Annotated in this window: 25 protein-coding genes, 2 tRNA genes and 1 riboswitch; of the genes, 14 read left to right on the top strand and 13 right to left on the bottom strand. The window is 72.1% G+C overall.

What is annotated here, in order from left to right:
* Positions 1-15 precede the first annotated feature (15 nt).
* The 3 genes from IG86_RS0111380 (at position 16) to IG86_RS0111370 (ending at position 2,316) form a co-directional block, all read left to right on the top strand.
* Positions 16-89: transfer RNA gene (locus IG86_RS0111380), tRNA-Met, on the top strand.
* 192 nt (positions 90-281) lie between these two features.
* Positions 282-2,138, top strand: a complete 1,857-nt coding sequence (locus tag IG86_RS0111375) for a tetratricopeptide repeat protein (RefSeq protein WP_107051952.1) — start codon at positions 282-284, stop codon at positions 2,136-2,138.
* A gap of 104 nt (positions 2,139-2,242) precedes the next feature.
* A tRNA-Met gene (locus IG86_RS0111370) sits at positions 2,243-2,316 on the top strand.
* Positions 2,317-2,445: 129 nt separating this feature from the next.
* On the opposite strand, the gene IG86_RS0111365 is transcribed toward IG86_RS0111370, so the two are convergent.
* Positions 2,446-2,862, bottom strand: coding sequence for a Fur family transcriptional regulator (locus tag IG86_RS0111365; protein ID WP_030829274.1), 417 nt, complete (start codon positions 2,860-2,862; stop codon positions 2,446-2,448).
* Positions 2,863-2,992: 130 nt separating this feature from the next.
* Here IG86_RS0111365 and IG86_RS0111360 point away from each other — a divergent pair, with 130 nt between their 5' ends.
* Complete coding sequence (locus IG86_RS0111360) at positions 2,993-4,462, top strand: catalase (protein WP_030829276.1); 1,470 nt, start codon at positions 2,993-2,995, stop codon at positions 4,460-4,462.
* A 70-nt stretch (positions 4,463-4,532) separates the two neighbouring features.
* Here IG86_RS0111360 and IG86_RS0111355 read toward each other — a convergent pair whose 3' ends face one another.
* Positions 4,533-4,925, bottom strand: a complete 393-nt coding sequence (locus IG86_RS0111355; protein WP_030829279.1) for a CBS domain-containing protein — start codon at positions 4,923-4,925, stop codon at positions 4,533-4,535.
* A 172-nt stretch (positions 4,926-5,097) separates the two neighbouring features.
* The gene (hisN, locus tag IG86_RS0111350) at positions 5,098-5,901 is read right to left on the bottom strand and encodes a histidinol-phosphatase (protein WP_030829281.1); all 804 of its coding nucleotides are present in this window, start codon (positions 5,899-5,901) and stop codon (positions 5,098-5,100) included.
* 155 nt (positions 5,902-6,056) lie between these two features.
* Between hisN and IG86_RS0111345 the strand changes: the two genes are divergently transcribed.
* Positions 6,057-6,599 carry a TetR/AcrR family transcriptional regulator gene (locus IG86_RS0111345; protein WP_030829283.1) on the top strand — a complete coding sequence of 181 codons (543 nt, stop codon included), beginning with the start codon at positions 6,057-6,059 and terminating at the stop codon, positions 6,597-6,599.
* On the opposite strand, the gene IG86_RS0111340 is transcribed toward IG86_RS0111345, so the two are convergent.
* The 4 genes from IG86_RS0111340 to IG86_RS0111325 all read right to left on the bottom strand — a co-directional run bounded on the left by IG86_RS0111340 (position 6,565) and on the right by IG86_RS0111325 (position 10,145).
* Positions 6,565-6,888, bottom strand: coding sequence for a DMT family transporter (locus IG86_RS0111340; protein WP_030658800.1), 324 nt, complete (start codon positions 6,886-6,888; stop codon positions 6,565-6,567). The genes IG86_RS0111345 and IG86_RS0111340 overlap by 35 nt on opposite strands.
* A gap of 101 nt (positions 6,889-6,989) precedes the next feature.
* A complete protein-coding gene (rsgA, locus tag IG86_RS0111335) occupies positions 6,990-8,000 on the bottom strand; it encodes a ribosome small subunit-dependent GTPase A (protein WP_030829286.1) in 1,011 nt (336 codons plus the stop codon).
* A gap of 8 nt (positions 8,001-8,008) precedes the next feature.
* Positions 8,009-9,367 (bottom strand): 3-phosphoshikimate 1-carboxyvinyltransferase, encoded by a 1,359-nt coding sequence (aroA, locus tag IG86_RS0111330; protein ID WP_030829289.1) that lies wholly within the window; start codon positions 9,365-9,367, stop codon positions 8,009-8,011.
* 64 nt (positions 9,368-9,431) lie between these two features.
* Positions 9,432-10,145, bottom strand: a complete 714-nt coding sequence (locus IG86_RS0111325) for a M50 family metallopeptidase (RefSeq protein ID WP_030829292.1) — start codon at positions 10,143-10,145, stop codon at positions 9,432-9,434.
* A gap of 53 nt (positions 10,146-10,198) precedes the next feature.
* Between IG86_RS0111325 and IG86_RS0111320 the strand changes: the two genes are divergently transcribed.
* From IG86_RS0111320 to def, 8 genes are all read left to right on the top strand, one after another.
* Complete coding sequence (locus IG86_RS0111320) at positions 10,199-11,017, top strand: SOS response-associated peptidase (protein ID WP_030829295.1); 819 nt, start codon at positions 10,199-10,201, stop codon at positions 11,015-11,017.
* A 25-nt stretch (positions 11,018-11,042) separates the two neighbouring features.
* Positions 11,043-11,693, top strand: coding sequence for an alpha/beta hydrolase family protein (locus IG86_RS0111315; RefSeq protein WP_030829298.1), 651 nt, complete (start codon positions 11,043-11,045; stop codon positions 11,691-11,693).
* A 296-nt stretch (positions 11,694-11,989) separates the two neighbouring features.
* Positions 11,990-12,634: a sigma-70 family RNA polymerase sigma factor gene (locus IG86_RS0111310; protein WP_030771483.1), complete on the top strand. Its 645-nt coding sequence runs from the start codon at positions 11,990-11,992 to the stop codon at positions 12,632-12,634.
* Positions 12,631-12,936, top strand: a complete 306-nt coding sequence (gene rsrA / locus IG86_RS0111305; protein ID WP_030658812.1) for a mycothiol system anti-sigma-R factor — start codon at positions 12,631-12,633, stop codon at positions 12,934-12,936. The genes IG86_RS0111310 and rsrA overlap by 4 nt, the downstream gene beginning before the upstream one ends.
* A 198-nt stretch (positions 12,937-13,134) precedes the next feature.
* Positions 13,135-14,565: an HD-GYP domain-containing protein gene (locus tag IG86_RS0111300; protein ID WP_030896574.1), complete on the top strand. Its 1,431-nt coding sequence runs from the start codon at positions 13,135-13,137 to the stop codon at positions 14,563-14,565.
* On the top strand, positions 14,562-15,818 hold the full coding sequence (locus IG86_RS0111295) for an HD-GYP domain-containing protein (RefSeq protein WP_030829305.1): 1,257 nt from the start codon (positions 14,562-14,564) through the stop codon (positions 15,816-15,818). Before IG86_RS0111300 ends, IG86_RS0111295 begins: the two co-directional genes overlap by 4 nt.
* 119 nt (positions 15,819-15,937) lie before the next feature.
* Positions 15,938-16,939, top strand: a complete 1,002-nt coding sequence (locus IG86_RS0111290) for a tetratricopeptide repeat protein (RefSeq protein ID WP_030829308.1) — start codon at positions 15,938-15,940, stop codon at positions 16,937-16,939.
* Positions 16,940-17,022: 83 nt separating this feature from the next.
* Positions 17,023-17,673 carry a peptide deformylase gene (gene def, locus IG86_RS0111285; protein WP_030829311.1) on the top strand — a complete coding sequence of 217 codons (651 nt, stop codon included), beginning with the start codon at positions 17,023-17,025 and terminating at the stop codon, positions 17,671-17,673.
* Here def and IG86_RS0111280 read toward each other — a convergent pair.
* Positions 17,670-18,635 (bottom strand): helix-turn-helix domain-containing protein, encoded by a 966-nt coding sequence (locus IG86_RS0111280; RefSeq protein WP_030896570.1) that lies wholly within the window; start codon positions 18,633-18,635, stop codon positions 17,670-17,672. The genes def and IG86_RS0111280 overlap by 4 nt on opposite strands.
* Positions 18,636-18,716: 81 nt before the next feature.
* On the opposite strand from IG86_RS0111280, the gene IG86_RS38595 reads away from it, so the two are divergent.
* Positions 18,717-18,944 (top strand): hypothetical protein, encoded by a 228-nt coding sequence (locus IG86_RS38595; RefSeq protein WP_051785088.1) that lies wholly within the window; start codon positions 18,717-18,719, stop codon positions 18,942-18,944.
* A gap of 110 nt (positions 18,945-19,054) precedes the next feature.
* Here the strand turns inward: IG86_RS38595 and IG86_RS0111270 are convergent, their stop codons facing one another.
* The 5 genes from IG86_RS0111270 to IG86_RS0111250 all read right to left on the bottom strand — a co-directional run bounded on the left by IG86_RS0111270 (position 19,055) and on the right by IG86_RS0111250 (position 25,825).
* On the bottom strand, positions 19,055-20,071 hold the full coding sequence (locus IG86_RS0111270; protein ID WP_030658824.1) for a ribonucleotide-diphosphate reductase subunit beta: 1,017 nt from the start codon (positions 20,069-20,071) through the stop codon (positions 19,055-19,057).
* Positions 20,071-22,458 carry a ribonucleoside-diphosphate reductase subunit alpha gene (locus IG86_RS0111265; protein WP_030829316.1) on the bottom strand — a complete coding sequence of 796 codons (2,388 nt, stop codon included), beginning with the start codon at positions 22,456-22,458 and terminating at the stop codon, positions 20,071-20,073. Before IG86_RS0111265 ends, IG86_RS0111270 begins: the two co-directional genes overlap by 1 nt.
* Before the next feature lie 136 nt (positions 22,459-22,594).
* Positions 22,595-22,716: riboswitch (cobalamin riboswitch) on the bottom strand.
* A 51-nt stretch (positions 22,717-22,767) separates the two neighbouring features.
* Positions 22,768-23,265 (bottom strand): GNAT family N-acetyltransferase, encoded by a 498-nt coding sequence (locus tag IG86_RS0111260; RefSeq protein ID WP_030829319.1) that lies wholly within the window; start codon positions 23,263-23,265, stop codon positions 22,768-22,770.
* Between the two features lie 119 nt (positions 23,266-23,384).
* Positions 23,385-23,582: a CstA-like transporter-associated (seleno)protein gene (locus tag IG86_RS0111255; RefSeq protein WP_030829326.1), complete on the bottom strand. Its 198-nt coding sequence runs from the start codon at positions 23,580-23,582 to the stop codon at positions 23,385-23,387.
* A complete protein-coding gene (locus tag IG86_RS0111250; protein WP_385872229.1) occupies positions 23,579-25,825 on the bottom strand; it encodes a carbon starvation CstA family protein in 2,247 nt (748 codons plus the stop codon). The genes IG86_RS0111255 and IG86_RS0111250 overlap by 4 nt, the downstream gene beginning before the upstream one ends.
* Between the last annotated feature and the right edge of the window lie 47 nt (positions 25,826-25,872).

Below are 25,872 nucleotides of genomic sequence, written 5' to 3'. Positions count from 1 at the left end.
CTGTGGTTTCACCGACGCGGGGTGGAGCAGCTCGGTAGCTCGCTGGGCTCATAACCCAGAGGTCGCAGGTTCAAATCCTGTCCCCGCTACTGAAAACGAAGGCCCGGATCCATGGGATCCGGGCCTTCGTCATGTCCGGACAGGACACGCGGTCGCTGGGACGGGTGAGTTGGGGCAGGAGCGTGTTTGACTTACCCCACTGTGGGCATGTCGACAAAACGCTGTAGTGACCTCACTGACTGCGACATACCAGGTGTACGCGGGTAGCAGGTGATGCGACGATGGGATTTATGGGGGACAGGTCAACTCTGCTGGAGACAGGGCGGTTTGTGAGGGCGCAGGCCGAAGCGGGCACAGGAGCCAACGAGTCGGCACCGGTCGCCGACACGCACACCGCACTGACCGATGCGGATTTCGCGCAGGAGATGTTCGCCGAGACCGACGCGGCGAGCGACGCCGAGCTGGAGGCCCGGCACCGGGTGGCCGCCGACAAGGGCGACCCCGGTGCCATGAGCGTGCTCGGCGCGCTGCTGCTGCGCCGCGGAGACCTGGACGGCGCCGAGCCGTACCTGCGCGGCGCCACCGGCGAGGGGGACCGCGCCGCCGCCAACAACCTGGGCGTCCTGCTGCTCCAGCGTGGCTATCCCGAGGAGGCCGCGGGCTGGTGGAGGGTCGCGGCCGTGGCCGGGTCCGCGCCCGCCGCGCACGCCCTGGGCCGTCACTTCCGCGAGCGCGGGGACGAGCCGGCCGCCGAGTACTGGCTGCGCCAGGCGGCGGAATCCGGCCACGCGCTGGGCGCGTACGGACTGGCCGACCTGCTGGAGCACCGCGGGGACAAGGGCGTGGAGCGGTGGTTCCGCGCCGCTGCCGAACAGGGCCACCGCGAGGCCGCGTACCGGCTCGCGCGGCACCTGCGCAAGGGCGACCCCGCCGAGGCCGAGCAGTGGTACCGGCAGGCCGCCGCCCGCGGGCACCGGCGCGCCGCCCTGCACCTGGGCGCGCTGCTGGAGGCGCGCGGAGAGCTCAAGGAGGCCGGGCGCTGGTACCTGACCTCCGCCAAGCAGGGCGAGGCACGGGCCGCGTGCGCGCTCGGCTTCCTGCTGCGCGACGCCGGCGACGAGGACAGTGCGGCCGCGTGGTGGCACCGGGCGGCGCAGGACGGCGACGGCAACGCCGCGAACGCCCTGGGCGCGCTGCACGCCGCCCGGGGCGAGACCCAGACCGCCGAGCGCTGGTACCGGACCGCCATGGACGCGGGCGATCAAAACGGGGCGTACAACCTTGCTCTGCTGTGCGCCGCACAGGACCGGACCGCCCAGGCCGAGCAGTGGTACCGGCGCGCCGCCTACGCAGGACACCGCGAGGCGGCCAACGCGCTGGCCATCATGCTGCTCCAGGTCGGCGACGCGGCCGGGGCCGAGCCGTGGTTCTCGAAGGCCGCTGAGGCGGGCAGCGTGGACGCCGCCTTCAACCTCGGGATCCTGTTCGCCAGCCGCGACGAGGACCGTACGGCGCTGAAGTGGTACGAGCGGGCCGCCTCGGCCGGCCACACCGACGCCGCCCTCCAGGTCGGCATCGCCCTGGTACGGGACGGGGAGGAGCGAGCCGCCGAGCGGCACCTGCGGTGCGCGGCGGGCGGCGGCAGTGCGGAGGCGGCCTTCCGCCTGGCCGCGCTGCTGGAGTCGCTCGCTCCGCCGCCGGAGCCGCCGGCGCTGGGCGAGCCGGTGGGCAGCGCCCCGCGCACCGAGAGCGAGGAGTGGTACGAGCGGGCCGCCGAGCTGGGCCACCGCCGGGCCCAGGTGCGCGTCGGCATGCTGGCCGCCGCCCGCGGTGACATGGAGGCGGCCGCCCGCTGGTACCGGGAGGCGGCCGAGGCCGGGTCCCGCAACGGCGCGTTCAACCTGGGGCTGCTGCTGGCCCGCGAGGGGAGCGAGCCGGAGGCCGCCCTGTGGTGGACCCGCGCCGCGGTGGCGGGGCACGGCCGTGCCGCCCTGCGGCTGGGCCTGCTGGCAGCCCGCCACGGCGACCTCGCGGAGGGCCAGAAGTGGTGCGCCCGCGCCATGGAACTGGGCCCGGCGGAGGTCTCGGAGCGCGCGGCCCGGCTGCGCGAGGCGCTCGCGGAGGAACTCTCGGCGTGAGCCTCGTTCGGGGCCCGGACCGGGCCCCGAGCCGGGGCCCCGTCCGCCCACGGTTAACCGATTTGCATCTGCCGGGGGCGTTCACGTAACGTTGGGTTTACCGACGCGGGGTGGAGCAGCTCGGTAGCTCGCTGGGCTCATAACCCAGAGGTCGCAGGTTCAAATCCTGTCCCCGCTACTGAAGACTCAGGGCCCGGATCCTATGGATCCGGGCCCTGAGTCGTTTCCAGCCGTGAAGCACGCCGGGAAGCGGAAAGGCCCGGACCCCACGGGGTCCGGGCCTTTCGCGTCGTCCGGGCTCCGGGAATCAGGCGCCCGCGCAGTTCGGGCAGACGCCCCGGTAGGTGACCTCGACCGCCGACACGACGAAGCCGAAGCGTTCCGAGTCCGGCAGGTCGGCCAGCGGGTTGCCCGCCGGGTGGACATCGCGGATGGCGCCGCACTGGGCGCAGACCAGGTGCTGGTGGGGCCGGTGGGCGTTCGGGTCGTAGCGCTTGGCGCGCCGGTCCGTGGCGACTTCCAGGACCTCGCCGAGGGAGACGAGCTCGCCGAGGGTGTTGTAGACGGTCGCGCGCGAGATCTCGGGCAGCTTGGCCACGGCGCGCGCGTGCACCTCGTCGGCCGTCAGGTGCACGTGGTCACCGTCGAGCACCTCGGCCACGACGCGCCGCTGTGCCGTCATGCGCCAGCCGCGTCCGCGAAGTCGTTCCAGCAGGTCACTCATAGACATCAGCCTAACAGTGAGGGGATTCGGTGTAACTCCCGAACCGGTGCGGACTTGGATGCTTGCTTGACTTGGACAATGTCCATTGTAGGATCGAGTACGGCGAACGCCAAGGACAGGACACGCAGCGATGACGCAGGAGGCGCACGTGACGCAGGGACCGCTCACCACGGAGGCCGGGGCGCCGGTGGCCGACAACCAGAACAGCGAGACGGCCGGCATCGGCGGTCCCGTTCTGGTCCAGGACCAGCTCCTGCTGGAGAAGCTCGCGCACTTCAACCGCGAGCGCATCCCGGAGCGCGTGGTGCACGCCCGCGGCGCCGGCGCGTACGGCACCTTCACGCTGACCCGTGACGTCTCGCAGTGGACGCGCGCCGCGTTCCTGTCCGAGGTCGGCAAGCAGACCGAGACCTTCCTGCGCTTCTCCACCGTCGCGGGCAACCTGGGCAGCGCCGACGCGGTGCGCGACCCCCGCGGCTGGGCGCTGAAGTTCTACACCGAAGAGGGCAACTACGACCTCGTCGGCAACAACACCCCGGTGTTCTTCATCAAGGACGCCATCAAGTTCCCCGACTTCATCCACACCCAGAAGCGCGACCCGTACACCGGCTCGCAGGAGGCGGACAACGTCTGGGACTTCTGGGGACTGTCGCCCGAGTCCACCCACCAGGTGACCTGGCTGTTCGGTGACCGGGGCATCCCGGCGTCCTACCGCCACATGAACGGCTACGGCTCGCACACGTTCCAGTGGAACAACGAGGCCGGCGAGGTCTTCTGGGTCAAGTACCACTTCAAGACCGACCAGGGCATCAAGAACCTGACCCAGGCCGAGGCCAACCTCCTCGCCGGCGAGGACCCCGACAGCCACCAGCGCGACCTGCGCGAGGCCATCGAGCGCGGCGACTTCCCGACCTGGACCGTGCAGGTCCAGATCATGCCGGCGGCCGACGCCGCGACGTACCGCTTCAACCCGTTCGACCTCACCAAGGTGTGGCCGCACGCGGACTACCCGCCGATCGAGATCGGCAAGCTGGAGCTCAACCGCAACCCGGAGAACGTCTTCGCCGAGGTCGAGCAGAGCATCTTCTCCCCGGCGCACTTCGTCCCCGGCATCGGTCCCTCGCCGGACAAGATGCTCCAGGGCCGTCTCTTCGGCTACGGCGACGCCCACCGCTACCGCGTCGGCATCAACGCCGACCACCTGCCGGTGAACCGTCCGCACGCCACCGAGGCGCGCACCAACTCACGTGACGGTCACCTGTACGACGGCCGCCACAAGGGCGCGAAGAACTACGAGCCGAACAGCTTCGGCGGCCCGCACGAGACCGGCCGTCCGCTGTGGCAGCCGGTCCCGGTCACCGGTGGCACGGGCAACCACGCCGCCGCCGTGCACAGCGAGGACAACGACTTCGTCCAGGCCGGCAACCTCTACCGCCTCTACTCCGAGGACGAGAAGGCCCGTCTGATCGAGAACCTCTCCGGCTTCATCGCCAAGGTCTCCCGCGACGACATCGTCGAGCGCGCGATCGACAACTTCCGCCAGGCGGACGGCGACTTCGGCAAGCGGCTCGACGCCGCGGTCCAGGCCCTCCGCGGCTGACGGGCACCGCTCGCCGTAGCAGGACGCCGGGCCGCAGCCCCCTTTCGGAGGGCTGCGGCCCGGCGTCGTTTCACGCCGCCACGGTGCGCCGCGCGGGGACCCAGCAGCGGATGACGTCGCGCACGGACACGATGCCCACCGGTCCGCCGTGCTCCAGGACGATCAGGTGCCGGAAACCGCCGTGCGCCATCGCCTCGGCGGCTTCCTGCAGGGTGGCGTCGGGGGTGCAGAAGACGACGTTGTTGGTGGTGTGCGCGCCCACCGACTCCCGGTCGGGATCGTGGCCGGCGCCGATCGAGTTGAGGATGTCGCGCTCGGTCAGGATGCCGATTCCGCTGTGGTCGGGGTCGAGGACGACGGCCGCGCCGACGCGCCGGCCGGACATCAGGCAGGCCGCCTGCCGGAGGGTGTGTGCGGGTCCGAGGGTGAGGATCACGGTGCTCATTGCGTCACGGACGAGCATGAAGGGAGCCACCTCCTGGGGTGAGTCCCCCCGCTTGGGTGGGTGCGCAGCGCGAAGTCGTCTCCAGTGAAACGCTTCACAAGGGCACAAGCGGGGGGATCCTCAGATTCCCACGGACCGGGAGGGCCAGCAAGGAGGCGTGCGAAAGGAGCACGCCCGGCGCGCACACGCGTCAGGCGCGCGGGCGGAGCAGGCCCAGCATCTCCTCGTGGAGCAGGCCGTTGGACGCCGCGGCGTTCCCGCCGTGCACGCCGTCGACGCCGTCCAGGCTGGTGAACCGGCCGCCCGCCTCCTGGACCACCACCGCGATGGCCGCCATGTCCCACAGGTTCAGCTCCGGCTCGGCGCACAGGTCCAGGGAGCCCTCCGCGACCATCATGTACGGCCAGAAGTCGCCGTAGCCGCGGGTGCGCCAGCACGCCCGCGTCAGGTCCAGGAAGCCGGGCAGCCGCCCCTGCTCCTCCCAGCCGCTCAGCGAGGAGTACGCGAACGAGGCGTCGCCCAGCCCGGCCACCCGGGACACGCCGATCGGGGTGGTCCCGCCGAGCGCGCCGCCCGAGTACGCGCCACCGCCCTGCGATGCCCACCAGCGGCGGCCCAGCGCCGGCGCGGACACCACGCCGACCACGGGGCGGAACACGCCGTCCCCGCCCTCCGCCATCAGGGAGATCAGGGTCGCCCAGACGGGGACCCCGCGCACGTAGTTCTTCGTGCCGTCGATCGGGTCCACGACCCAGCGGCGCGGGCCGCTGCCCTTGAGCCCGTACTCCTCGCCCAGGATGGCGTCGTCGGGCCGGGCCGCCGTGATGCCGGCCCGGACGACCTCCTCCGCGGCCTTGTCCGCCTCGCTCACCGGGGTCATGTCCGGCTTCGTCTCGACCTTCAGGTCGAGGGCGCGGAACCGCTCCATCGTGGTGACGTCCGCCGCGTCGGCGAGTTCGAGGGCAAGGCGCAGGTCATCGTCATACTCGGGCATGCCCGAACAGTATCGGGGCTCCCGGACCCCGGCCAGCGAGGTCCACAGTGCGGCCGCACGAGTCCGGCCGGGCGCGGCTCTTGACACCGGACGCGCCCTTGACAGGGTCTGGCGCCCCGTCAACTCTGGCCGGAGAGCCGAGCGGGGAGGCGCGGATGCCGGCAGCCCGGGATTCCTTGCTGGACGCGGCGGCAGCGGCGCTCTCGGCGCGCCCCTGGCCCGACGTCCGGATGGTCGACGTGGCCGCCGCGGCCGGGGTGTCGCGGCAGACCCTCTACAACGAGTTCGGCGGCAAGGCGGGTCTGGGCCGCGCCCTGGTGCGGCGCGCGGCCGACCGGTACCTGGAAGGGGTGGACCGGGCCCTGTCCACCCCGGTCCGGGCCCCCGAGCGGCTCGCCGCCGTCGCGGAGTGGACCGTGGGGGCGGCCCGCGCGCACCCCCTCGTACGGGCCCTGCTCACCGGCAGCTGGGGGCCGGGCCTGCCCGCCGCGGGCCGGCGCGAACCGGGGCCCGGTGAGCTCGCGCGCGCCGTGCGCGACCGGGCGGCCGCCGCACTCACGCCGGGGGAGGGCCCGCAGCGGTGCGAGCTGGTGGTACGGCTCGCGCTCTCCTACGTGATCGCCCCGGGGGAGGAGCCGGGACCGGGGGAACTGATCGGGCTGCTCAGTGCGCCGACCCCGACAGCTGGAGCCCGATGACCCCCAGGATGACCAGCGTGATCGAGACGAGTTTGAGGGTGGAGACCAGGTCGCCGAGGAAGACCATGCCGTAGATCGCGGTACCGGCCGCTCCGATGCCCGTCCAGACCGCGTACGCCGGGCCCACGTCCAGCTTCTTCAGGGCCAGGGTCAGCAGGCCGAAGCTGCCGAGCGCGAAGCACGCGAAGGCGACTGTGGGCCACAGGCGGGTGAATCCGTGGGAGAGCTTGAGGCAGACCGCGAAACCGGTCTCCAGGAGTCCCGCGACCACGACCAGCAGCCACGCCATGGCGAATGCCTCCCCGCGTCATGTGACATCACGTCACTTGGTGCGATTATGCACTTATCCAGACAGGTCCTCCGACAAACACGGCATACCCGCCGGGTCGGTCAGTCGCCCTCGCGGCGCTCCCGCGTCTGCAGCAGCCGCCGCAGCGAATACAGCCGCGCCGGATCCGCGTGGCCGTCCTCCACCCACTTGTCGAGCGCGCAGTCCTGCTCGTCGTGGCTGCAGGCGCGCGGGCACTCCTCCGTACCGGGCACCAGGTCCGGGAAGGCCAGGATCACCCGGGACGGGTCCACGTGGTGCAGGCCGAAGGAGCGCACGCCCGGGGTGTCGATGACCCAGCCGTCGCCCGAGGGCAGCGGCAGCGCCAGCGCGGAGGTGGTCGTGTGCCGGCCGCGGCCGGTGACCGCGTTCACGTGCCCGGTGGCGCGCTGGCGGCCCTCGGCGACCAGCGAGTTCACCAGGGTGGTCTTCCCGACGCCGGAGTGGCCGACGAAGGCGGTGATCCGGCCGGTCAGACGCTCGCGGACCCGCTCGGCCGCGTCCCCGGCGGCCAGCTCCTCGCGGTTGGTGACCACGTAGTTCAGGCCGAAGGTCGAGTAGATCTCCAGGATCTTGTCCGCGGAGGTCAGGTCGGACTTGGTGAGCACCAGCAGCGGCTCCAGCCCGGCGTCGTACGCCGCCACCAGGCAGCGGTCGATCATCCGGGGCCGCGGCTCCGGATCGGCCAGGGCCGTGACGATCGCCAGCTGGTCGGCGTTGGCGACGACCACCCGTTCGTACGGGTCGTCGTCGTCCGCGGTGCGCCGCAGGACGGACTTGCGCTCCTCGATCCTCACGATGCGGGCCAGGGTGTCCTTCTTGCCGGTCAGGTCACCGACGATCCAGACCCGGTCGCCCACGACCGCGGCCTTGCGGCCCAGTTCCCGGGACTTCATCGCGGTGATCGTGCGGCCGTCGACCAGGCAGGTCAGGCGGCCGCGGTCGACGGTCAGGACGAAGCCCTCGGAGGCGTCCTCGTGCTTGGGCCGGATGCTCGTCCTCGGCCGGTTGCCCTTGGGGTTCGGGCGCTGGCGGATGTCGTCCTCGTCGGTGTGCTTGCCGTACCTGCGCATGACGGGCCCTACGCTCCCGCACCCGCTTCGGGTCCCGCGTCCCCGGCCAGCATGTCCGTCCACATCTTCGGGAAGTCCGGCAGGGTCTTCGCGGTCGTGGCCACGTTCTCGATCTGCACGCCCTCCACGGCGAGGCCGATCACCGCGCCCGCGGTGGCCATCCGGTGGTCCTCGTACGTGTGGAACACCCCGCCGTGCATCCGGCGCGGCCGGATGCGCAGACCGTCCTCGGTCTCGGTGACGTCGCCGCCGAGCGCGTTGATCTCCTTGGTCAGCGCGGCCAGCCGGTCCGTCTCGTGCAGCCGCAGGTGGGCGACACCGCGCAGCACCGACTCGGAGTCGGCCAGGGCCGCCACCGCCGCGATGCCCGGGGTGAGCTCGCCGACCTCGCTCAGGTCCACGTCGATGCCGTGGATCTTGCCGCTGCCGGTGAAGACCAGGCCCGCGTCCGTCAGTTCGCAGGACCCGCCCATCTCCGTGAAGATCCGGCGCAGCGCGTCACCGGGCTGCGTGGTGCGGCGCGGCCAGTCGGCAACGGTGACCGTGCCGCCCGTGATCAGGGCCGCGGCCAGGAACGGCTGGGCGTTGGACAGGTCCGGCTCCACGACCATGTCGCGGCCCAGCAGGGCGCCCGGGGCGACCCGCCACACGTCCTTCTCGCCGCCGGCCTCGGGGGTGTCCACCTGGGCGCCGGCCGCGCGCAGCATCTCCACCGTCATCCGGATGTGCGGCATCGACGGCAGCTTGCCGCCCACGTGGCGGACCTCGACGCCCTGGTTGAAGCGGGGGGCGGAGAGCAGCAGGGCGGAGACGAACTGCGAGGAGTTGCTCGCGTCGATCTCGACCGTGCCGCCCTCCAGCGCCCCACCGCCCTGGACGGTCATGGGCAGCGCGCCGCGGCCGTCGTCGTCGATGCGGGCGCCGAGCGTGCGCAGGGCGGTGATGACCTGGCCGAGCGGGCGCTCGTAGGAACGCGGGTCGCCGTCGAAGCGGATGTCGCCGTCGGCGAGGGTGGCGACGGGCGGCAGGAAGCGCATGACCGTGCCGGCGTTGCCGACGTCGACCGTCGTCGGGCCGTGCAGGGCCGCCGGGATGACCCGCCAGGCCTCGCCGCTCGCGGCGGCGCCGGCGGAGCTGGAGGAGACGGTCTCCTCGATGCCCACGCCCATCGCGCGCAGCGCGTCCGACATCAGCTGGGAGTCGCGCGAGCGCAGCGGGCGGCGCACCCAGCCCGGCTCGGAGGCGAGGGCGGCGAGCACGAGGGCGCGGTTGGTGACCGATTTGGACCCCGGCACCGTGACGGTGGCGTGGACGGTCCCATCGGCGAGCGGAGCGGGCCAGAGGGCAGGGGCGGGGGTCTCGGTCATGGCCCCCACTTTAGTGGCTTCCTCCGGGCCCGGATCTTGATCGCCGTCCGGTCTCAGAGGGTGGTCACAGGCCGAGCAGCCAGCGGCCGCCGCCGACCAGCGAGCAGAGCGCGACCACGTGGAAGAAGAGCAGCCACACCACGGGGTGCAAGTGGGTGAGGCGCCCCAGCTGGTCGGCGTCGGAATCGGGCGCCCCGCCGCCCCGCCGCTTGGCGCCCAGCTCGAAGACCGGCCGGACCCCGCCGAGCAGCAGGAACCACACCACGAGGTAGGCGAAGCCCGCCTGCACCTCGGCCGAGGTCAGCCACGAGACCAGCAGGAAGGTTCCTCCGGTCAGAATCACCGTCAGCGCCCCGTACGCGTTCCGGATCATCACGAGCATGGCCACCAGCAGGGCCGTGGCCGCCCACAGGAGCAGGGTGATCCGGTGCGCCGACAGCAGGGCCGCCCCGCCGAGCCCGAGCAGCGAGGGCGCGGTGTACCCGCCGGCCGCGGTCAGGATCATCCCCAGGCCCGTCGGCCTGCCCCGGCTGACGGTGACCCCGCTGGTGTCGGAGTGCAGCCGTATCCCGCTCAGCCGCCGCCCGGTGAGCAGCGCCAGCAGGCCGTGCCCGCCCTCGTGCGCGATGGTGATGGCGTTGCGCGACAGCCGCCACAGCGGGCGCGGCCCCACGGCGGCCAGCGCGACCACGCCGGTCGCGATCACCAGCCACTGCTCCGGTGCGGTCTGTATGCCCGTGAGCCGGTCCCACAGGCCGGCCGTCGTGCTGCTGTCCATGAGGTGGCGGACTCCTTGCGGTGGTGTGCGGTGGACATGGCAGTGTGACAGCCATGTGCGGACGGTATGCAGCGAGTCGTGGACCGCAGGACCTCGTGGAGGCCTTCGGCATCGAGAAGTGGGAGCCGGAGGAGGCCCTGGCCCCCGACTTCAACGTGGCGCCGACGAAGGAGGTCCACGTCGTCCTCGACCGTCCCCTGAAGGACGCTGCGGATCCGCGTCCGGTTCGCCAGCTGCGCGTCCTGAAGTGGGGCCTGGTGCCCTCCTGGGCCAAGAACCCCGACGGCGCCGCCCGGATGATCAACGCCCGCTCGGAGACCCTGCACGAGAAGCCTTCCTTCCGCCGGGCGTTCGCGCAGCGCCGCTGCATCATCCCCGCCGACGGGTACTACGAGTGGGTCACCGCCCACGACGAGCGGCAGCTGGAGGTGGAGGGGAAGAAGAAGCGGGCCCGCAAGCAGCCCTACTTCGTGCTCCCCTCCGACGGCTCCCCGTTCGCCATGGCCGGCATATACGAGTTCTGGCGCGACCGGACCCTGCCCGACGAGCACCCCCTCGCCTGGTGGGTGACCTGCTCGGTGATCACCACCGAGGCCGAGACGGGACCGCTGGGGGTGGCCCCCGACGAAGGACCGCGCTCCCTGGCCGACATCCACCCGCGGATGCCGCTGATGCTCACCCCCGACCGCTGGGACGCCTGGCTCGACCCCGCGAACACCGACACCGAGGGCTCCCTCCGGGAGCTGCTCGCACCCCCGCCGGGAGGCCTGATGCGGGCCTATCCGGTGTCCACCGCCGTCAGCAACGTACGCAACAACGGGCCCGAGCTGCTGACGGAACTGGCCGCGCCGGAGGAGGGCACCCTCTTCTGACCGGTTGGGGCGGCACGATGGGCGCATGACCACGCGTACCCAGAGTGTCGACACCCCGGCGGGCGAGGCCCGCGTCACCTGGCACACCGCCCCCGGGGCCCGGCTCGTCCTCGCCGTGAGCCACGGCGCCGGCGGCGGCATCGAGGCCCGGGACCTCCAGGCGCTGGCCGCCGCCCTGCCCGCCCGCGGGATCACGGTGGCGCTCGTCGAACAGCCCTGGCGGGTCGCCGGGAAGAAGGTCGCCGCCGCGCCCAAGGTCCTGGACGAGGGCTGGCGCGGGCTGTGGCCGGCGCTCACCGGTCCCGGGCTGCCGGTGGTCGCGGGCGGGCGCAGCGCCGGGGCCCGCGTGGCCTGCCGCACCGCCGCGGAACTGGACGCCGCCGGCGTGCTGGCCCTCGCCTTCCCGCTGCACCCGCCGGGCCGGCCCGAGAAGTCCCGGGCCGAGGAGCTCACCGGGGCCGGCCGGCCCACCCTCGTGGTCCAGGGCGGCCGGGACCCCTTCGGCCGCCCCGACGAGTTCCCGGCGCCGGCCGGGCGGCACCCGTACGAGCTCGTCGAGGTGGCCCACGGCGATCACGGCTTCGCGGTGCCGAAGAGGGCCGGCACCACCCAGGAGGAGGCACTGCGGACGATCACCGAGGCGGTCGGGGAGTGGCTCGCGCGGCTCCCCGGGTGACACCGGCCACACCGTCCCGGCGCCGGAGGGGCGAAGGCCGAAAACCCGTGGCGCGGCGGGGAATGCGCCGCCCCGCCCCCGGTGTTGTCTCAGATGTCGGTACACACGGAACGTCGGAGGAGAGGGAGCGAATGACCCAGGTCATCAGCCAGAACCGTCCGCAGGCCGCTGACCTGGACTGGACGGTGCTGCCCGCGCCCAAGCGCAGCCCGCTTCGGGCGGCGGAGGGCCGGGAAGGTCGACTATTCTCCGATTCGAGCGGATCCGCTTTCGGAGCCGCCACGCAGTCGGAGGAGGTGGGTCCTGTCGCTGGGACCGACGAAGGCCACGCGGAGGAGACGACCCCGGAGCGCAACGCGCGCTTCGAACGGGACGCCCTCGGCTACCTCGACCAGATGTACTCGGCCGCGCTGCGCATGACGCGCAATCCGGCCGACGCCGAGGACCTGGTCCAGGAGACGTACGCGAAGGCGTACGCGTCCTTCCACCAGTTCCGCGAGGGCACCAACCTGAAGGCGTGGCTGTACCGCATTCTGACCAACACGTTCATCAACTCCTACCGCAAGAAGCAGCGCGAGCCCCAGCGCAGCGCCGCGGAGGAGATCGAGGACTGGCAGCTGGCGCGCGCCGAGTCGCACATGTCGACCGGACTGCGCTCGGCCGAGTCGCAGGCGCTCGACCATCTGCCCGACTCGGATGTGAAGGAAGCCCTGCAGGCCATTCCGGAAGAGTTCCGCATCGCGGTCTATCTTGCCGACGTAGAGGGCTTTGCGTACAAGGAGATCGCGGACATCATGGGTACACCCATCGGAACGGTCATGTCGCGACTGCACCGTGGCCGCCGTCAACTCCGCGGAATGCTGGAGGACTACGCCCGTGAGCGCGGGCTGGTTCCCGCGGGCGCGGGCGAGGCGAACGACCGGAAAGGCTCGGGCTCATGAGTTGCGGAGAGCCGCACGAGACAGAGTGCTCTGAGGTCCTGGACCACCTGTACGAGTTCCTCGACCATGAGATGCCCGACAGCGACTGCACGAAGTTCGAGACCCACTTCGGCGAGTGCAATCCCTGTCTGGAGAAGTACGGGCTGGAACAGGCCGTGAAGAAGCTGGTCAAGCGCTGCTGCGGGTCGGACGACGTGCCGACCGACCTGCGGTCGAAGGTGATGGGCCGGATCGAGCTGATCCGGTCGGGTCAGGCGGTGCCCGACCACGACGTCACCGCCGACAATCCCGCTCCCGGCTGACGGCTCCGGTATCCGTCGAACATCTGAACAGCCGCCCCCGGAAGATCAGTTCATTCACCCGAATGTGCTAATCCGGGGGCGTCCGCATGGCGCAATACGAAAATGTGGCCCGCCCCGCTCGGGGCCCCACCTATTCTCCCCAATCGGTACCGGTCGGATTCGGTACCCGGCTTGCCCGGCCCAGGGGAGGAGAGCGCCATGCGGGGTCTTCCGCCGGCCGCGCGCGGATTCGTCCTCTGCGCCGTCCTGGCCGCGCTCGCCTGCACCGCCCCCGCCCTCACGGATTCCGCCACGTCCTGGCCGGCCGTGACCCTGCTCGCCGGGCTCTACCTCGGCTGCGAGCTGGTGAAGAGCTGCCCGCTGCCGGGCCGGCGGGTGCCCGAGGGCATCGGCTCCTTCTTCCCCGTGGTCCTCGCCGCCGTCTTCCTGCTGCCGCCCGCGGCCGCCGCGCTCGTGGCGCTGCCCGGCGGCTTCGCCGCCCCCGTGGTCCAGCGGCCCGTCCTGGTGCGCCGGGTCTGGCACGGCGCCCAGCAGGCCATGGGCGCCTGGGCCGCGGGACAGGTGTTCGGGCTGCTCTCCGGCCCGGCCGCGCTGGGCGGCGGGCCCTCCGCGCGGCCGGCGGACTTCCCCTACGCGATGCTCCCCGCGACGGCGGCGGCCACCGCCTTCTGCCTGGTGATCACCGCGCTCGACGGGGCCGTCCTGGCCGTCGCCGAACGCAGGCCCGCCGCCACCGCACGGCACGGTCTGCTCGCCCGCTCCGTCGCCCCGCACTGCGTCCACGGCCTCGCCGGCCTGATGATGGCCGTCATGTGGCGCAGCCCGTACGGGGTCCCCGCCGCGCTGCTCGTCCTGCTGCCGATGTACGTCTCCTGCTGGGTCTTCGCCCAGTACCACCGTGAGCGCGCCGCCCACCACGCCACCATCCGCGCCCTCGTCCAGGCCGTCGACATCAAGGACCGCTACACGCGCGGCCACAGCGAACGGGTCGGCCAGGCCTCCACGATGATCGCCCGCGAGCTGGGAATGGCCGATGAACGCCTGGAAGTGGTGCGCATCGCCGGCATCCTGCACGACGTCGGCAAGCTCGGCGTCCCGACCCGGCTGCTGCGCAAGGACGGCCCCCTGACCCCGCAGGAGCGGCGGATCATCGAGCTGCACCCCGAGTACGGGCACGAGATGGTGCGCGGCATCGGCTTCCTGGGGGAGGCCAGGTCCGCGATCCTGCACCATCACGAACGGGTGGACGGCTCCGGCTATCCCTACGGGCTGACCGGCGAGCAGATCCCCGTGCTGGCCCGGGTGGTGGCGGTGGCCGACGCCTTCGACGCGATGACCTCGACCCGCTCGTACAGCCGGGCCCGGCCGGTGCCCACCGCCCTGGCCGAGCTGGACCGGTGCGCGGGCGCCCAGTTCGATCCGGCGATGGTACGGGCCCTCACCGACGCCATCGGCCGGCACGGCTGGCACCCGGTGGTCACCTCCGACGACGACCTCCAGGTGATCAGCGACACGGCTCCCGCCGGGGTGGCTGCTCCCGGGGTGCCGGGGCCGGGGCGGCCCGCACCGCCGGTCACGCCGCCCGGCGGTGGCCGGGGGCCGGCCCGCCCCGCCCGGGGCGGGCGGTGAGGGCCGCCGCCCTGGCGGTGCGCGGCGCGGCGGGCGCGCTCGTCGCCGTCGCCCTCGCCCACACCCTGTGGCACGGGCTGGCCGAGCCCGGCGCCGCCCTGGCCTTCGGCACCCTGGTCGCCGTCGGGGAGCTCGCCCGCCGGGACCGGCCGGACACCCCCGAGCACCAGCCCGCGCCGCTCGGCTCGGCCGGCGCCCTCGCCTACGCCCTGCTCGGCCAGAACGCCGGCCAGCCGACCCACCACGGAGTGCTGGAGACCGTCACCGTCGTCGCCGCGGCCGCCCTCGCGGGGATCGTCCCGCACATCGCCCGCGGCCGCGGGCCCGCCCTGGACCACCTGGCCCGCCGGGTGCTCACCGTCGCCTTCGCCGCGGCCTGCTTCCAGCCGCTGTACAACTCCGGGCGGCTGGAGGACCGGGTGGGCCAGGGCCCGTACCTGGCCGTCTTCCTGCTGCTCCTGCTGGGCCTCACCGCCCTGTGCGACGCCGTCCTCGCCGCGGCCCTCGCCGGGGCCCGCACCGGCTGGCCGTACGGGCCGCTGCTGCGCGACGGGCTGCGCGCCCAGCTCGGCATCGGTTCGGCGATCTGCGCCACCGGCGTGGTCATGGCGCTCGGCGCGGCCGTCGCGGGCCTGTGGGCCATCCCCGTCTTCAGCCTGCCGCTGCTGCTGACCCAGCTGTCCTTCCACCGGATCACCGCGATCCGCACCACCTACCGCCAGACCATCACCTCCCTGGCCCGGGCCACCGAGATCGCCGGATACACCCCGCCGGGCCACTCCCGCCGGGTCGCGGCCCTCAGCTGCGCCGTCGGCCGGGAGCTGGGCCTGTCGGAGCGGGAGCTCACGGTGCTGGAGTACGCCGCCCTGATGCACGACATCGGCCAGCTCTCCCTGGTCGACCCGGTGCCCGACGGGGCCACCGCCGAGCTGCCCGCCGCCGAGGCCCGCCGGATCGCCGGGCTGGGCGGCGAGGTGGCGCGGCAGACCGGGGTGCCCGCCGAGGTGGCGGTGGTGGTGGAGCGGCAGGCGGACCCGTACCGGGAGCAGCCCGCGCTGGCCCGGATCGTGCGCGCGGTGAACGCGTACGACGACCTGGTGGGCGGGAACCGTCACCCGGGCGGCTCACTGGCCGCCCTGGAGCAGCTCCGCCTGGGCACCGGCCGGGATTACCAGCCCGAGGTCGTGGAGTGCCTGGCGAGGGTTCTGGCCAGGGGCGGACGTGGCAGAGTGGTGCCCGTCCCACCTGGGTAACCCATGGGTAATGAGCGGCCGTCCGAGTGGGCATGGTTGGATGCCAGTAAGAGTGTCCGCAAGGCTGCACCGTAGTCCCCCAGCCACCGCTGGGAGGTGCCCCCAGGCAGGCGGGAATCGTGAGGATCTTCGGGAAGGTACGGCATCGGCCCTCCGCCTCGTGGCGGCAGGCCACCGACCGCGCGTTCACGCTGATCGGCGACGGGCGGTACGAGGACGCCGGCGCGCTGCTGACCAGAGCCGCGGACCTGGAGCCGTGGCTCTCCGAGTCCTGGTTCAACCTGGCCCTGCTGCACAAGTTCCGGCACGACTGGGAGCAGGCGCGGGCCGCCGGGCTGCGCGCCGTGGCCCTGCTGGACCGCGAGACCGGAGCCCCCGACTGGTGGAACGTCGGGATCGCCGCCACCGCGCTCCAGGACTGGCCGCTGGCCCGCCGGGCGTGGCAGGCGTACGGGCTCAAGGTGCCCGGAGACCCCCACGGGACGAACGGCGGCGGGAACGGCGAGCCGGTTGGCATGGAGCTCGGCAGCGCCGCCGTGCGGCTCTCGCCCGAGGGCGAGGCCGAGGTGGTCTGGGGCCGGCGGCTCGACCCGGCCAGGCTGGAGGTCCTCTCGATCCCGCTGCCCTCCTCGGGACGGCGCTGGGGCGAGGTCGTCCTCCACGACGGGGTCCCGCACGGCGAGCGGGTGACCGCGGCCGGGCCCTCGTACCCGGTGTTCGACGAGATCGAGCTGTGGGCGCCCTCGCCGGTCCCGACCTGGGTGGTGCTGCTGGAGGCGGCCACCGAGGCGGACCGCGACGCGCTGGAGCAGCTGGCCTCGGACGCCGGCTTCGCCGCCGAGGACTGGTCCTCGTCGGTGCGGCTGCTGTGCCGGACCTGCTCGGAGAGCGAGATGCCGAGCGACGAGGGCGACGGCGAGCACCTGGACCCGCACGACCACAGCGAGCCGGGCCACCCCGGACCGCTGGGGCACCGGACGGCGGGCTCCGGATCCCTGTGGGTGCCCGAGCGCGAATGCGGCATCGCGGCACCGGCCGGACTCGTGCGCGGACTCCTCGACGGCTGGGTGGCCGACAGCCCGGACAGCCGCGAGTGGCGGGATCTCGAAGAAGTCTGCTGAGCCGGGGCCGTAGGCTGTACGGGCACATCGGTGGCCATCGGCGACCACCGGTGACCGGGACTTACGGAAGGCGTACGGCGGACATGGCGCAGCAGGAGAACCAGGTTGTCGATGGTGGCGAGGTCGTGAACGACGGGTACGTCGTGGACACCGAGGACTGTGAGGCGCGCGAGCTCGCCCACCGGGAGCGCGGCACCGCCCGCCCGATCACGGTCGTCGGCAACCCGGTCCTGCACAGCGAGTGCAAGGACGTCACCGAGTTCGGCGACGAGCTGGCCCAGCTGATCGACGACATGTTCGCCAGCCAGAAGGCGGCCGAGGGCGTGGGCCTGGCCGCGAACCAGATCGGCGTGGACGCCAAGGTCTTCGTCTACGACTGCCCGGACGACGAGGGCGTGCGCCACACCGGTGTCGTGGTCAACCCCAAGCTCGTCGAGCTCCCGGCGGGCTCGCGGGTGCTGGACGACTCCAACGAGGGTTGCCTGTCCGTCCCGACGGCGTACGCCTCGCTGGCCCGCCCGGACTACGCCGAGGTCGAGGGCCAGGACGCCCAGGGCAACCCGATCAAGGTCCGTGGCACCGGCTACTTCGCCCGCTGCCTGCAGCACGAGACCGACCACCTGTACGGCTACCTGTACATCGACCGGCTCTCGAAGCGGGACCGCAAGGACGCCCTGCGCCAGATGGCGGAGGGCACCCCGCGCTACGAGACCGTCCCCAACGCCCAGTCCTAGGCGGCCTGCGGGCCCCGGAAGGCACGCCTGAAGGCGTTCGGCGTGGTGCCCAGGGTCCGCAGGAAGTGGTGGCGCAGCGCGGCCGCGTTGCCGAAGCCGCAGCGGCCGGCGATCGCGTCGACGGTGTCGTCGGTGGACTCCAGCAACTCCTGCGCCAGCAGGACCCGCTGGCGCAGCACCCACTTGTACGGGGTGGTGCCGGTCTCCTGGAGGAAGCGGCGGGCGAACGTCCGCGGTGACATGTGCGCGCGCTCCGCGAGCTGCTCGACGGTGATCTCCTCCTCCAGGTGGCGGGCCATCCACCCGATCACCCCGCCCACCGTGTCGCAGGACGTGCGCGGCAGCGGCCGCTGGATGTACTGCGCCTGCCCGCCGTCCCGGTGGGGCGGTACGACCATCCTGCGCGCTACGGCATTGGCCACCTCGGCGCCGTGCTCCTGGCGGACCAGGTGCAGGCAGGCGTCGATGCCGGAGGCGGTGCCGGCCGAGGTGATCACCGCGCCCTCGTCGACGTAGAGCACGTCCGGGTCGACCAGCGCCCGCGGGAAGCGCCGCGCCAGGGCCGGGGCGTGCATCCAGTGCGTGGTGCAGCGCCGGCCGTCCAGCAGCCCCGCCGCGCCGAGGACGTAGGCCCCGCTGCACACGCTGAGCACGCGCGCGCCGCGCTCCACGCCACGGCGCAGCGCCGCCAGGAGCGGCTCCGGATAGGTGCGTTCGGAAGCGTTGCGGAAGGCGGGCACGCAGATCAGGTCGGCGCTCTCCAGCCGCTCCGGCCCGTGGGCGGGGGCGAACGCGAAACCGGTCCCGGACATGGTCAGCGGGCCGTCCTCCGCCGCGCAGACGGCGTAGTCGTACACCGGCAGCCCGTGGTCGCTGCGGTCGATCCCGAAGACTTCGCAGAAGATTCCGAACTCGAAGGGGGCCACTTCGTCGAGGAGGGCCACGGCCACGTTGGTCAGCATGGATCCAGTGTGGCAGTAATTCGCCCTTCCATGACAGTCCTGCCACTGGCCGGGTTTCGTGAACGGAGTGACAGTGGATACATGAACACGTTCCTGAGCTACCTCGCCGTCCTCGCCGTCGCCACCCTGCTCCTCGCCCCCAGCCTGTACGGGGCCCTGCGCGAGCGGCGCACAGACCGGCAGCTGCGGGCCGTGGAGACCCGGCTCGTGTGGCTGCCGCGGCAGAAGGCGGGCGGCATGCCGCCCACGCCGCGCCACCGGCACGGTCTGCGGTCCGCGGCCTGGCGCCGGCGGCGCCTCGCCCACTGAGCCCCGCCGACGTCCTCCCGCAGGCGTCCTCACCGCCCCGGAACGCGAAGAGCCGGGACGCGATCACCTCGCGTCCCGGCTCTCGGTGCACCCGGGGGTGCGCGGTCGGACTAGAAGTCCTCGTCCAGGTCGACCGTGCCCTCGACCGCGACCTGGTAGGCCGACGGGCGGCGCTCGAAGAAGTTCGTCAGCTCCTGGACGCCCTGGAGCTCCATGAACGAGAACGGGTTCTGCGAGCCGTACACCGGCGCGAAGCCGAGACGGACCAGGCGCTGGTCCGCGACGCACTCCAGGTACTCGCGCATCGACTCGGTGTTCATGCCCGGCAGGCCGTCACCGCACAGGTCGCGGCCGAACTGCAGCTCGGCCTCCACGGCCTCCTTCAGCATGTCGGTGACCTGCTGCTGGAGCGCGTCGTCGAAGAGCTCCGGCTCCTCCTTGCGGACCGTGTCCACGACCTCGAACGCGAAGTTCATGTGCATGGTCTCGTCACGGAACACCCAGTTGGTGCCGGTGGCCAGGCCGTGCAGCAGACCGCGGGAGCGGAACCAGTACACGTAGGCGAAGGCGCCGTAGAAGAACAGGCCCTCGATGCACGCCGCGAAGCAGATCAGGTTCAGCAGGAAGCGCCGGCGGTCGGCCTGCGTCTCCAGCCGCTCGATCTTCTCGACCGAGTCCATCCACTTGAAGCAGAACTGCGCCTTCTCACGGATGGAGGGGATCTCCTCCACCGCGTCGAACGCGGCCGCGCGGTCGTCCGGGTCGGGCAGGTAGGTGTCGAGCAGCGTCAGATAGAACTGGACGTGCACGGCCTCCTCGAACAGCTGGCGCGACAGGTACAGGCGCGCCTCCGGGGAGTTGATGTGCTTGTAGAGCGTCAGCACCAGGTTGTTCGAGACGATCGAGTCGCCCGTCGCGAAGAACGCGACCAGACGGCCGATCATGTGCTGCTCGGCGGGCGTCAGCTTCGCGAGGTCGGCGACGTCCGAGTGGAGGTCGACCTCCTCGACGGTCCAGGTGTTCTTGATCGCGTCCCGGTAGCGCTCGTAGAAGTCCGGGTAGCGCATCGGACGGAGCGTGAGCTCGAAGCCCGGGTCCAGGAGGTTCTTCTTGTCGGTGGAGCTCATTACTGGCAGGCCTCGCAGGACTCGGGGTTCTCAAGGGAGCAGGCCAGCGCCTCGGCGTCGACGGCCTGCGGGAGCGCCACCGGAGCGGCGGGGGCGGCCTGGGCGGCGCGGGCGATCTTCGTCGCCGGGCGCGAGCGCAGGTAGTACGTGGTCTTCAGGCCCTGCTTCCAGGCGTACGCGTACATCGAGCTGAGCTTGCCGATGGTGGGCGTCTCCAGGAACAGGTTCAGCGACTGCGACTGGTCCAGGAACGGCGTACGGGCCGCCGCCATGTCGATCAGACCGCGCTGCGGGATCTCCCACGCCGTGCGGTACAGCTCGCGGACCTCGGCCGGGATCCAGCCGAAGCCCTGTACCGAGCCGGAGGAGTCGCGCAGCGCCTCACGGGTCTGGGCGTCCCACACGCCGAGGGCCTTCAGCTCCTCCACCAGGTAGCCGTTCACCTGCAGGAACTCACCCGACAGCGTCTCGCGCTTGAAGAGGTTGGAGACCTGGGGCTCGATGCACTCGTACACGCCGGCGATCGAGGCGATCGTCGCCGTCGGGGCGATGGCGAGGAGCAGGGAGTTGCGCATGCCGGTCTCGGCGACGCGGGCGCGCAGCGCGTCCCAGCGCTCCGGCCAGTTCAGCTCGGTGTCGTAGTGATCCGGGTGCAGGACGCCGCGGGCGGTACGGGTCTGCTCCCAGGCCGGCAGCGGGCCGCTGCGCTCGGCGAGGTCGCAGGAGGCCTCGTACGCGGCCAGCATGATGCGCTCGGAGAGCTTGGTGGACAGGGCCTTCGCCTCCGGGGAGTCGAAGGGCAGCTTCAGCTTGAAGAAGACGTCCTGGAGGCCCATCGCGCCCAGGCCCACCGGGCGCCAGCGGGCGTTGGAGCGGCCGGCCTGCTCGGTCGGGTAGAAGTTGATGTCCACCACGCGGTCGAGGAAGGTCACCGCGGTGCGGACGGTCTCGTCGAGGCGCTCCCAGTCGATCTCACCGGTCTCCGTGAGGACGAAGGCGCCGAGGTTGACCGAGCCGAGGTTGCAGACGGCCGTCTCGCCGTCGTTGGTGACCTCGATGATCTCGGTGCACAGGTTCGAGGAGTGCACGACCGTGCCCGGCTCGGCGGTCTGGTTCGCCGTGCGGTTGGAGGCGTCCTTGAAGGTCATCCAGCCCTGGCCGGTCTGCGCCAGGGTGCGCATCATCCGGCCGTACAGGTCGCGGGCGGGCATGGTCTTGCGGGCGAGACCGTCGGCCTCGGCCTTGCGGTAGGCGGCGTCGAACGCGTCGCCCCACAGGTCGACCAACTCGGGCACGTCGGCCGGGGAGAACAGCGACCACTCGGCGTCGGCGTTCACGCGGCGCATGAACTCGTCCGGGACCCAGTGGGCGAGGTTGAGGTTGTGGGTGCGGCGCTGGTCCTCACCGGTGTTGTCGCGGAGCTCCAGGAACTCCTCGATGTCCGCGTGCCAGGTCTCCAGGTAGACCGCGGCGGCGCCCTTGCGGCGGCCGCCCTGGTTCACGGCGGCGACGGAGGCGTCGAGCGTCTTCAGGAACGGCACGATGCCGTTGGAGTGGCCGTTGGTGCCGCGGATCAGCGAACCGCGGGCGCGGATGCGGGAGTACGACAGGCCGATGCCGCCCGCGTGCTTCGACAGGCGCGCGACCTGGTGGTAGCGGTCGTAGATCGAGTCCAGCTCGTCCAGCGGGGAGTCCAGCAGGTAGCAGGAGGACATCTGCGGGTGCCGGGTGCCGGAGTTGAAGAGGGTGGGGGAGGAGGGCAGGTAGTCGAGGCGGCTCATCAGCCGGTACAGCGAGGCCACCTCCTCGACGGCCTGGACGCTCTCGTCCGCGGCGAGGCCGCAGGCCACGCGCAGCATGAAGTACTGCGGGGTCTCGATGACCTGACGGGTGATGGGGTGGCGCAGCAGGTAGCGGCTGTGCAGGGTGCGCAGGCCGAAGAAGCCGAAGCGGTCGTCGGCGCCCTCGGCGAGGGTGTGCTCGACCAGCGCGTCCAGGCGGCTCGCGTGCGCACGCACGAACGCGGCGGTGCGGTCGGCGATGAGGCCCTCGCGGTGGCCGACCTCGACGGAGGCGGAGAAGGAGGTGGAGCCCTGGCTCGCGGCCTCGTCGCGCACGGCCAGCGTCAGCAGGCGGGCGGCGAGCTTCGAGTACGCGGGGTCCTCGGAGATCAGACCGGCGGCGGACTCGGTGGCCAGCCCGCGCAGTTCGGCCTCGTCGGCGGCGGAGCTGCGGCCGCGGAGCGCGGCGGCGGCGACGCGGCCGGGGTCGGTGTCGGGGAGGTCCGCCGTAAGTTCGGTGAGGGTACGCAGCAGCGTGGCCCCCGGGCCCTCGGTGTTGTCGCCAGAAACGGACTCGGCGCGCGGTGCGGAAGGCGCGATGGTCACGGCGGGAGCTCTCCCTCGCTCGGCCCGGTCATCGGCGGCGGGCGCGGGCGCATGCGTGCGTGGCAGGAACGGGCACACCGCATGGCGTCCACCGGCCCAACCGCGAGGCCCGGACGTGTCGGCACCCGGTTCGGTCGATCCGGGCGCGCTGACGGCAGGTCATCGGACTTGGTGTCCGGTTGTCGGACACTTCATACCGTTGCGGGACAGTTCCGGATTCCCACCGGATTCCCCTGCGGCGACAGCAGGCATGAGCATACATGTGGGGGCGGCCTTGTGCGGCAACCCCCACATGTAGTGTCGGCGTGGCTACAGCTTGAGTCGGTACGTGAGGAGTGTCAGGCCTTCGATGGGCGCCCAGTCCCGCTCCGGAGTGCGTACGAAACCCAGGCGCGCGTAGATCCGGTGGGCCCCGGCCATGCTGCGCTGGGTGGAGAGCACGACGCCCGTGACGCCCTCCACGGCCCGCGCCCGCTCGATGCACGCCCGCACCAGGGCCTCGCCTGCGCCCTGGCCGCGGGCCGCGTGGGCCACCGCCAGCATCCGGAACTCCGCCTCGTCCGGGCCGGCGATGTCGGCGAGCGGGCTGCCGGGTGCGGCGAAGGTCACCCCGCCGAGCACCCGCCCGTCGCGCTCGGCGACGAGCACCTCGGCCAGGGCGGCGCGCCCGGCCACGTCGCGCAGCACGTTCAGGTAGGCGTCGTCCTCGTTGAAGTCCAGGTGCCCGTCGGCGAGGTAGGCCTGCGCCGTGATCTCGCCCAGCGTCTCGTAGTCGGCGTCCTGGACCGCTCTGATCGTGATGTCCATGCGGTCGAGTGTGCAGGACGGGTGTCGGCGGGTGCCGCCGTCGCCGGAAGGACCGGGTGCGCCGAACAGCGCGAAGGCCCCGCCGCGGGGAGCGGCGGAGCCTTCGGTGTGCTCGGGCCTCAGCAGCAGCGGAAGCCCTCGCGGGGGTCCGCCTCGCGGGCGTCCGTGCGGGCGCGTTCGAAGGCGCGGCGGGTCAGGACCTCCGCGTCCGGGTCGTGGGAGCGGGCGTGGGCCACGTACCGGTCGTATGCGGCCTCCCCGGAGAACTCCCGTACGTAGAACCTGGCCCGGGCCAGCACGGCGCGTACGCCGCTCACCCGACCGGCTCCTTGACCTGCCCGCCGCCGGAGTCGCGGTCCGCCGCCGCGGCGAGCTGCGCCCGCTCCTCGGCGGTGGCGATCAGGCCGGCCGGGGCCACGATCTCGGACTCGGTCCACGGGGTCTCGGAGAGGGTCGCCGACCCCGGGTCGCGGACGGCCTTGAGGCAGGTCCGGGCGGCGTCCGCGAGGACCACGATGATCAGGAGGGCGAAGAGGGCGCACAGGACGCCGTCCACCGTGGCGTTGGTGACCACGGTGTGCATGTCGTCCATGTTCTTGGCCGGGGCGATGACCTTGTCGGCGTCGATGCCCGCCTGGTACTTGTCGCGCTGGGCGAAGAAGCCGACCTTCACGTCGTCGGAGAAGACCTTCTGGTAGCTGGCGGTGAGGGTCACCGTGGCGTCCCAGACCAGCGGGACGCCCGTCACCCACGCCCACTTGAGCCGCCCGGACTTGACCAGCAGCGTGGTGCAGACGGCCAGGGCCACCGCGGCGAGCAGCTGGTTGGCGATGCCGAACAGCGGGAAGAGCTGGTTGATGCCGCCCAGCGGGTCCTTGATGCCGACCCACAGGAAGTAGCCCCACGCGCCGACCACGATCGCGCTCGCGAACCACACGCCGGGCTTCCAGCTGACGTCCTTGAAGGACTTGTGGACGTTGCCGAGGGTGTCCTGGAGCATGAAGCGGCCCACGCGGGTGCCCGCGTCGAGCGTCGTCAGGATGAAGAGAGCCTCGAACATGATCGCGAAGTGGTACCAGAAGGCCTTCATCCCGGCGCCGCCCATGACGGAGGAGAAGATCTCCGACATTCCGAGTGCGAACGTCGGCGCGCCGCCGGTGCGGGACAGCAGGCTGGCTTCCTCGACGTCCTTGGCGGCCTGCGTGAGCGCCTCGGGCGAGATGGCGAAGCCGAAGTTCGTCACCGCCTGCGAGGCGGACTCGACCGTGGTGCCGATGATTCCGGGAGGGGAGTTGACGGCGAAGAAGAGGCCGGGCTCGATGATGCAGGCCGCGATGATCGCCATGACGGCGACGAACGACTCGGTCAGCATGGCGCCGTAGCCGATCATGCGGACCTGGGTCTCCTTCTGGATCATCTTCGGGGTGGTGCCCGAGGAGACCAGGGCGTGGAAGCCCGAGAGCGCGCCGCACGCGATGGTGATGAAGACGAACGGGAACATCGACCCGGCGAAGACCGGGCCGTCGCCGCGTGCCGCGAAGTCGGTGACCGAGGGCATCTTCAGCGTCGGCATGGCGATGACCACGCCGATCGCGAGGAGCGCGATCGTGCCGACCTTCATGAAGGTGGACAGGTAGTCGCGCGGGGCGAGGAGCATCCACACCGGGAGGACCGACGCCAGGAAGCCGTACACCACCATCCAGATGACGAGCGTCTCCTTCTCCAGGGTGAAGGTCCCGGCGAAGGAGGACTCGGCGACCCAGCCGCCCGCGACGATGGCGAGCAGCAGCAGGGCGACACCGATGAGGGAGACCTCGGTGACCCGGCCCGGCCGCAGGACGCGCAGGTAGAAGCCCATGAACACGGCGATCGGGATGGTCATGCCGATGGAGAAGACGCCCCAGGGGGAGTGCGCCAGGGCGTTGACGATGACCAGTGCCAGCACCGCCAGCAGGATGATCATGATGGCGAACACGGCGACCAGGGCGGCGGCTCCGCCCACGGGGCCGATCTCGTCCCGAGCCATCTGGCCGAGCGAACGGCCGTCGCGGCGGGTGGAGAAGAACAGCGTCACCATGTCCTGGACGGCGCCGGCGAAGATCACGCCCGCGACGATCCAGATGGTCCCGGGCAGGTAGCCCATCTGCGCGGCGAGGACGGGGCCGACGAGCGGGCCGGCACCGGCGACGGCGGCGAAGTGGTGGCCGAAGAGCACCCGGCGGTCGGTGGGATGGAAGTCGACACCGTTGTCAAGGCGTTCGGCGGGGGTGGCCCGCGTCGCGTCGACCTTCAGCACGCGCTGCGCGATGAAGCGGGCGTAGAAGCGGTAGGCGATGGCGTACGAGCCCAGCGCGGCGGCGAGCAGCCAGGCCGCGGAGATCTCCTCGCCGCGCGAGAGCGCCAGCACGCCCCAGCCGATGGCGCCGACGAGCCCGACGAGCACCCACACGGCGATGGACTTGGGGGAGGGCGAGCCCGATGGGGTTCCCGGACTCGCCGTGTCCCGTTGTGTCCCTGTTGCTTCCGGTTCAGGCATGACCCTCGTCCCCTCGTCGATCATCTGCGTAAGCAGGCGGAATCTACGGGGGATTGCCTGGTGAACGTAAG

The organism is Streptomyces virginiae (assembly GCF_000720455.1).
Classification (GTDB): Bacteria; Actinomycetota; Actinomycetes; order Streptomycetales; family Streptomycetaceae; genus Streptomyces; species Streptomyces virginiae.
Note: the sequence above shows the minus strand (reverse complement) of the source record. Positions and strands in the feature narration are given on the sequence as shown.

Bases quoted from the DNA above. Each gene is read 5' to 3' on its own strand.
- IG86_RS0111270 (WP_030658824.1), bottom strand. From the start codon at position 20,071: ATGAGCTCCACCGACAAGAAGAACCTCCTGGACCCGGGCTTCGAGCTC.
- IG86_RS0111355 (WP_030829279.1), bottom strand. From the start codon at position 4,925: ATGCTCGTCCGTGACGCAATGAGCACCGTGATCCTCACCCTCGGACCC.
- IG86_RS0111340 (WP_030658800.1), bottom strand. From the start codon at position 6,888: ATGGCGTGGCTGCTGGTCGTGGTCGCGGGACTCCTGGAGACCGGTTTC.
- IG86_RS0111365 (WP_030829274.1), bottom strand. From the start codon at position 2,862: ATGAGTGACCTGCTGGAACGACTTCGCGGACGCGGCTGGCGCATGACG.
- IG86_RS38595 (WP_051785088.1), top strand. From the start codon at position 18,717: ATGAACACGTTCCTGAGCTACCTCGCCGTCCTCGCCGTCGCCACCCTG.
- IG86_RS0111260 (WP_030829319.1), bottom strand. From the start codon at position 23,265: ATGGACATCACGATCAGAGCGGTCCAGGACGCCGACTACGAGACGCTG.
- def (WP_030829311.1), top strand. From the start codon at position 17,023: ATGGCGCAGCAGGAGAACCAGGTTGTCGATGGTGGCGAGGTCGTGAAC.
- IG86_RS0111325 (WP_030829292.1), bottom strand. From the start codon at position 10,145: ATGGACAGCAGCACGACGGCCGGCCTGTGGGACCGGCTCACGGGCATA.
- aroA (WP_030829289.1), bottom strand. From the start codon at position 9,367: ATGACCGAGACCCCCGCCCCTGCCCTCTGGCCCGCTCCGCTCGCCGAT.
- hisN (WP_030829281.1), bottom strand. From the start codon at position 5,901: ATGCCCGAGTATGACGATGACCTGCGCCTTGCCCTCGAACTCGCCGAC.
- IG86_RS0111315 (WP_030829298.1), top strand. From the start codon at position 11,043: ATGACCACGCGTACCCAGAGTGTCGACACCCCGGCGGGCGAGGCCCGC.
- IG86_RS0111280 (WP_030896570.1), bottom strand. From the start codon at position 18,635: ATGCTGACCAACGTGGCCGTGGCCCTCCTCGACGAAGTGGCCCCCTTC.
- IG86_RS0111300 (WP_030896574.1), top strand. From the start codon at position 13,135: ATGCGGGGTCTTCCGCCGGCCGCGCGCGGATTCGTCCTCTGCGCCGTC.
- IG86_RS0111360 (WP_030829276.1), top strand. From the start codon at position 2,993: ATGACGCAGGAGGCGCACGTGACGCAGGGACCGCTCACCACGGAGGCC.
- rsrA (WP_030658812.1), top strand. From the start codon at position 12,631: ATGAGTTGCGGAGAGCCGCACGAGACAGAGTGCTCTGAGGTCCTGGAC.
- IG86_RS0111320 (WP_030829295.1), top strand. From the start codon at position 10,199: ATGTGCGGACGGTATGCAGCGAGTCGTGGACCGCAGGACCTCGTGGAG.
- IG86_RS0111375 (WP_107051952.1), top strand. From the start codon at position 282: ATGGGATTTATGGGGGACAGGTCAACTCTGCTGGAGACAGGGCGGTTT.
- IG86_RS0111250 (WP_385872229.1), bottom strand. From the start codon at position 25,825: ATGATCGACGAGGGGACGAGGGTCATGCCTGAACCGGAAGCAACAGGG.
- rsgA (WP_030829286.1), bottom strand. From the start codon at position 8,000: ATGCGCAGGTACGGCAAGCACACCGACGAGGACGACATCCGCCAGCGC.
- IG86_RS0111345 (WP_030829283.1), top strand. From the start codon at position 6,057: ATGCCGGCAGCCCGGGATTCCTTGCTGGACGCGGCGGCAGCGGCGCTC.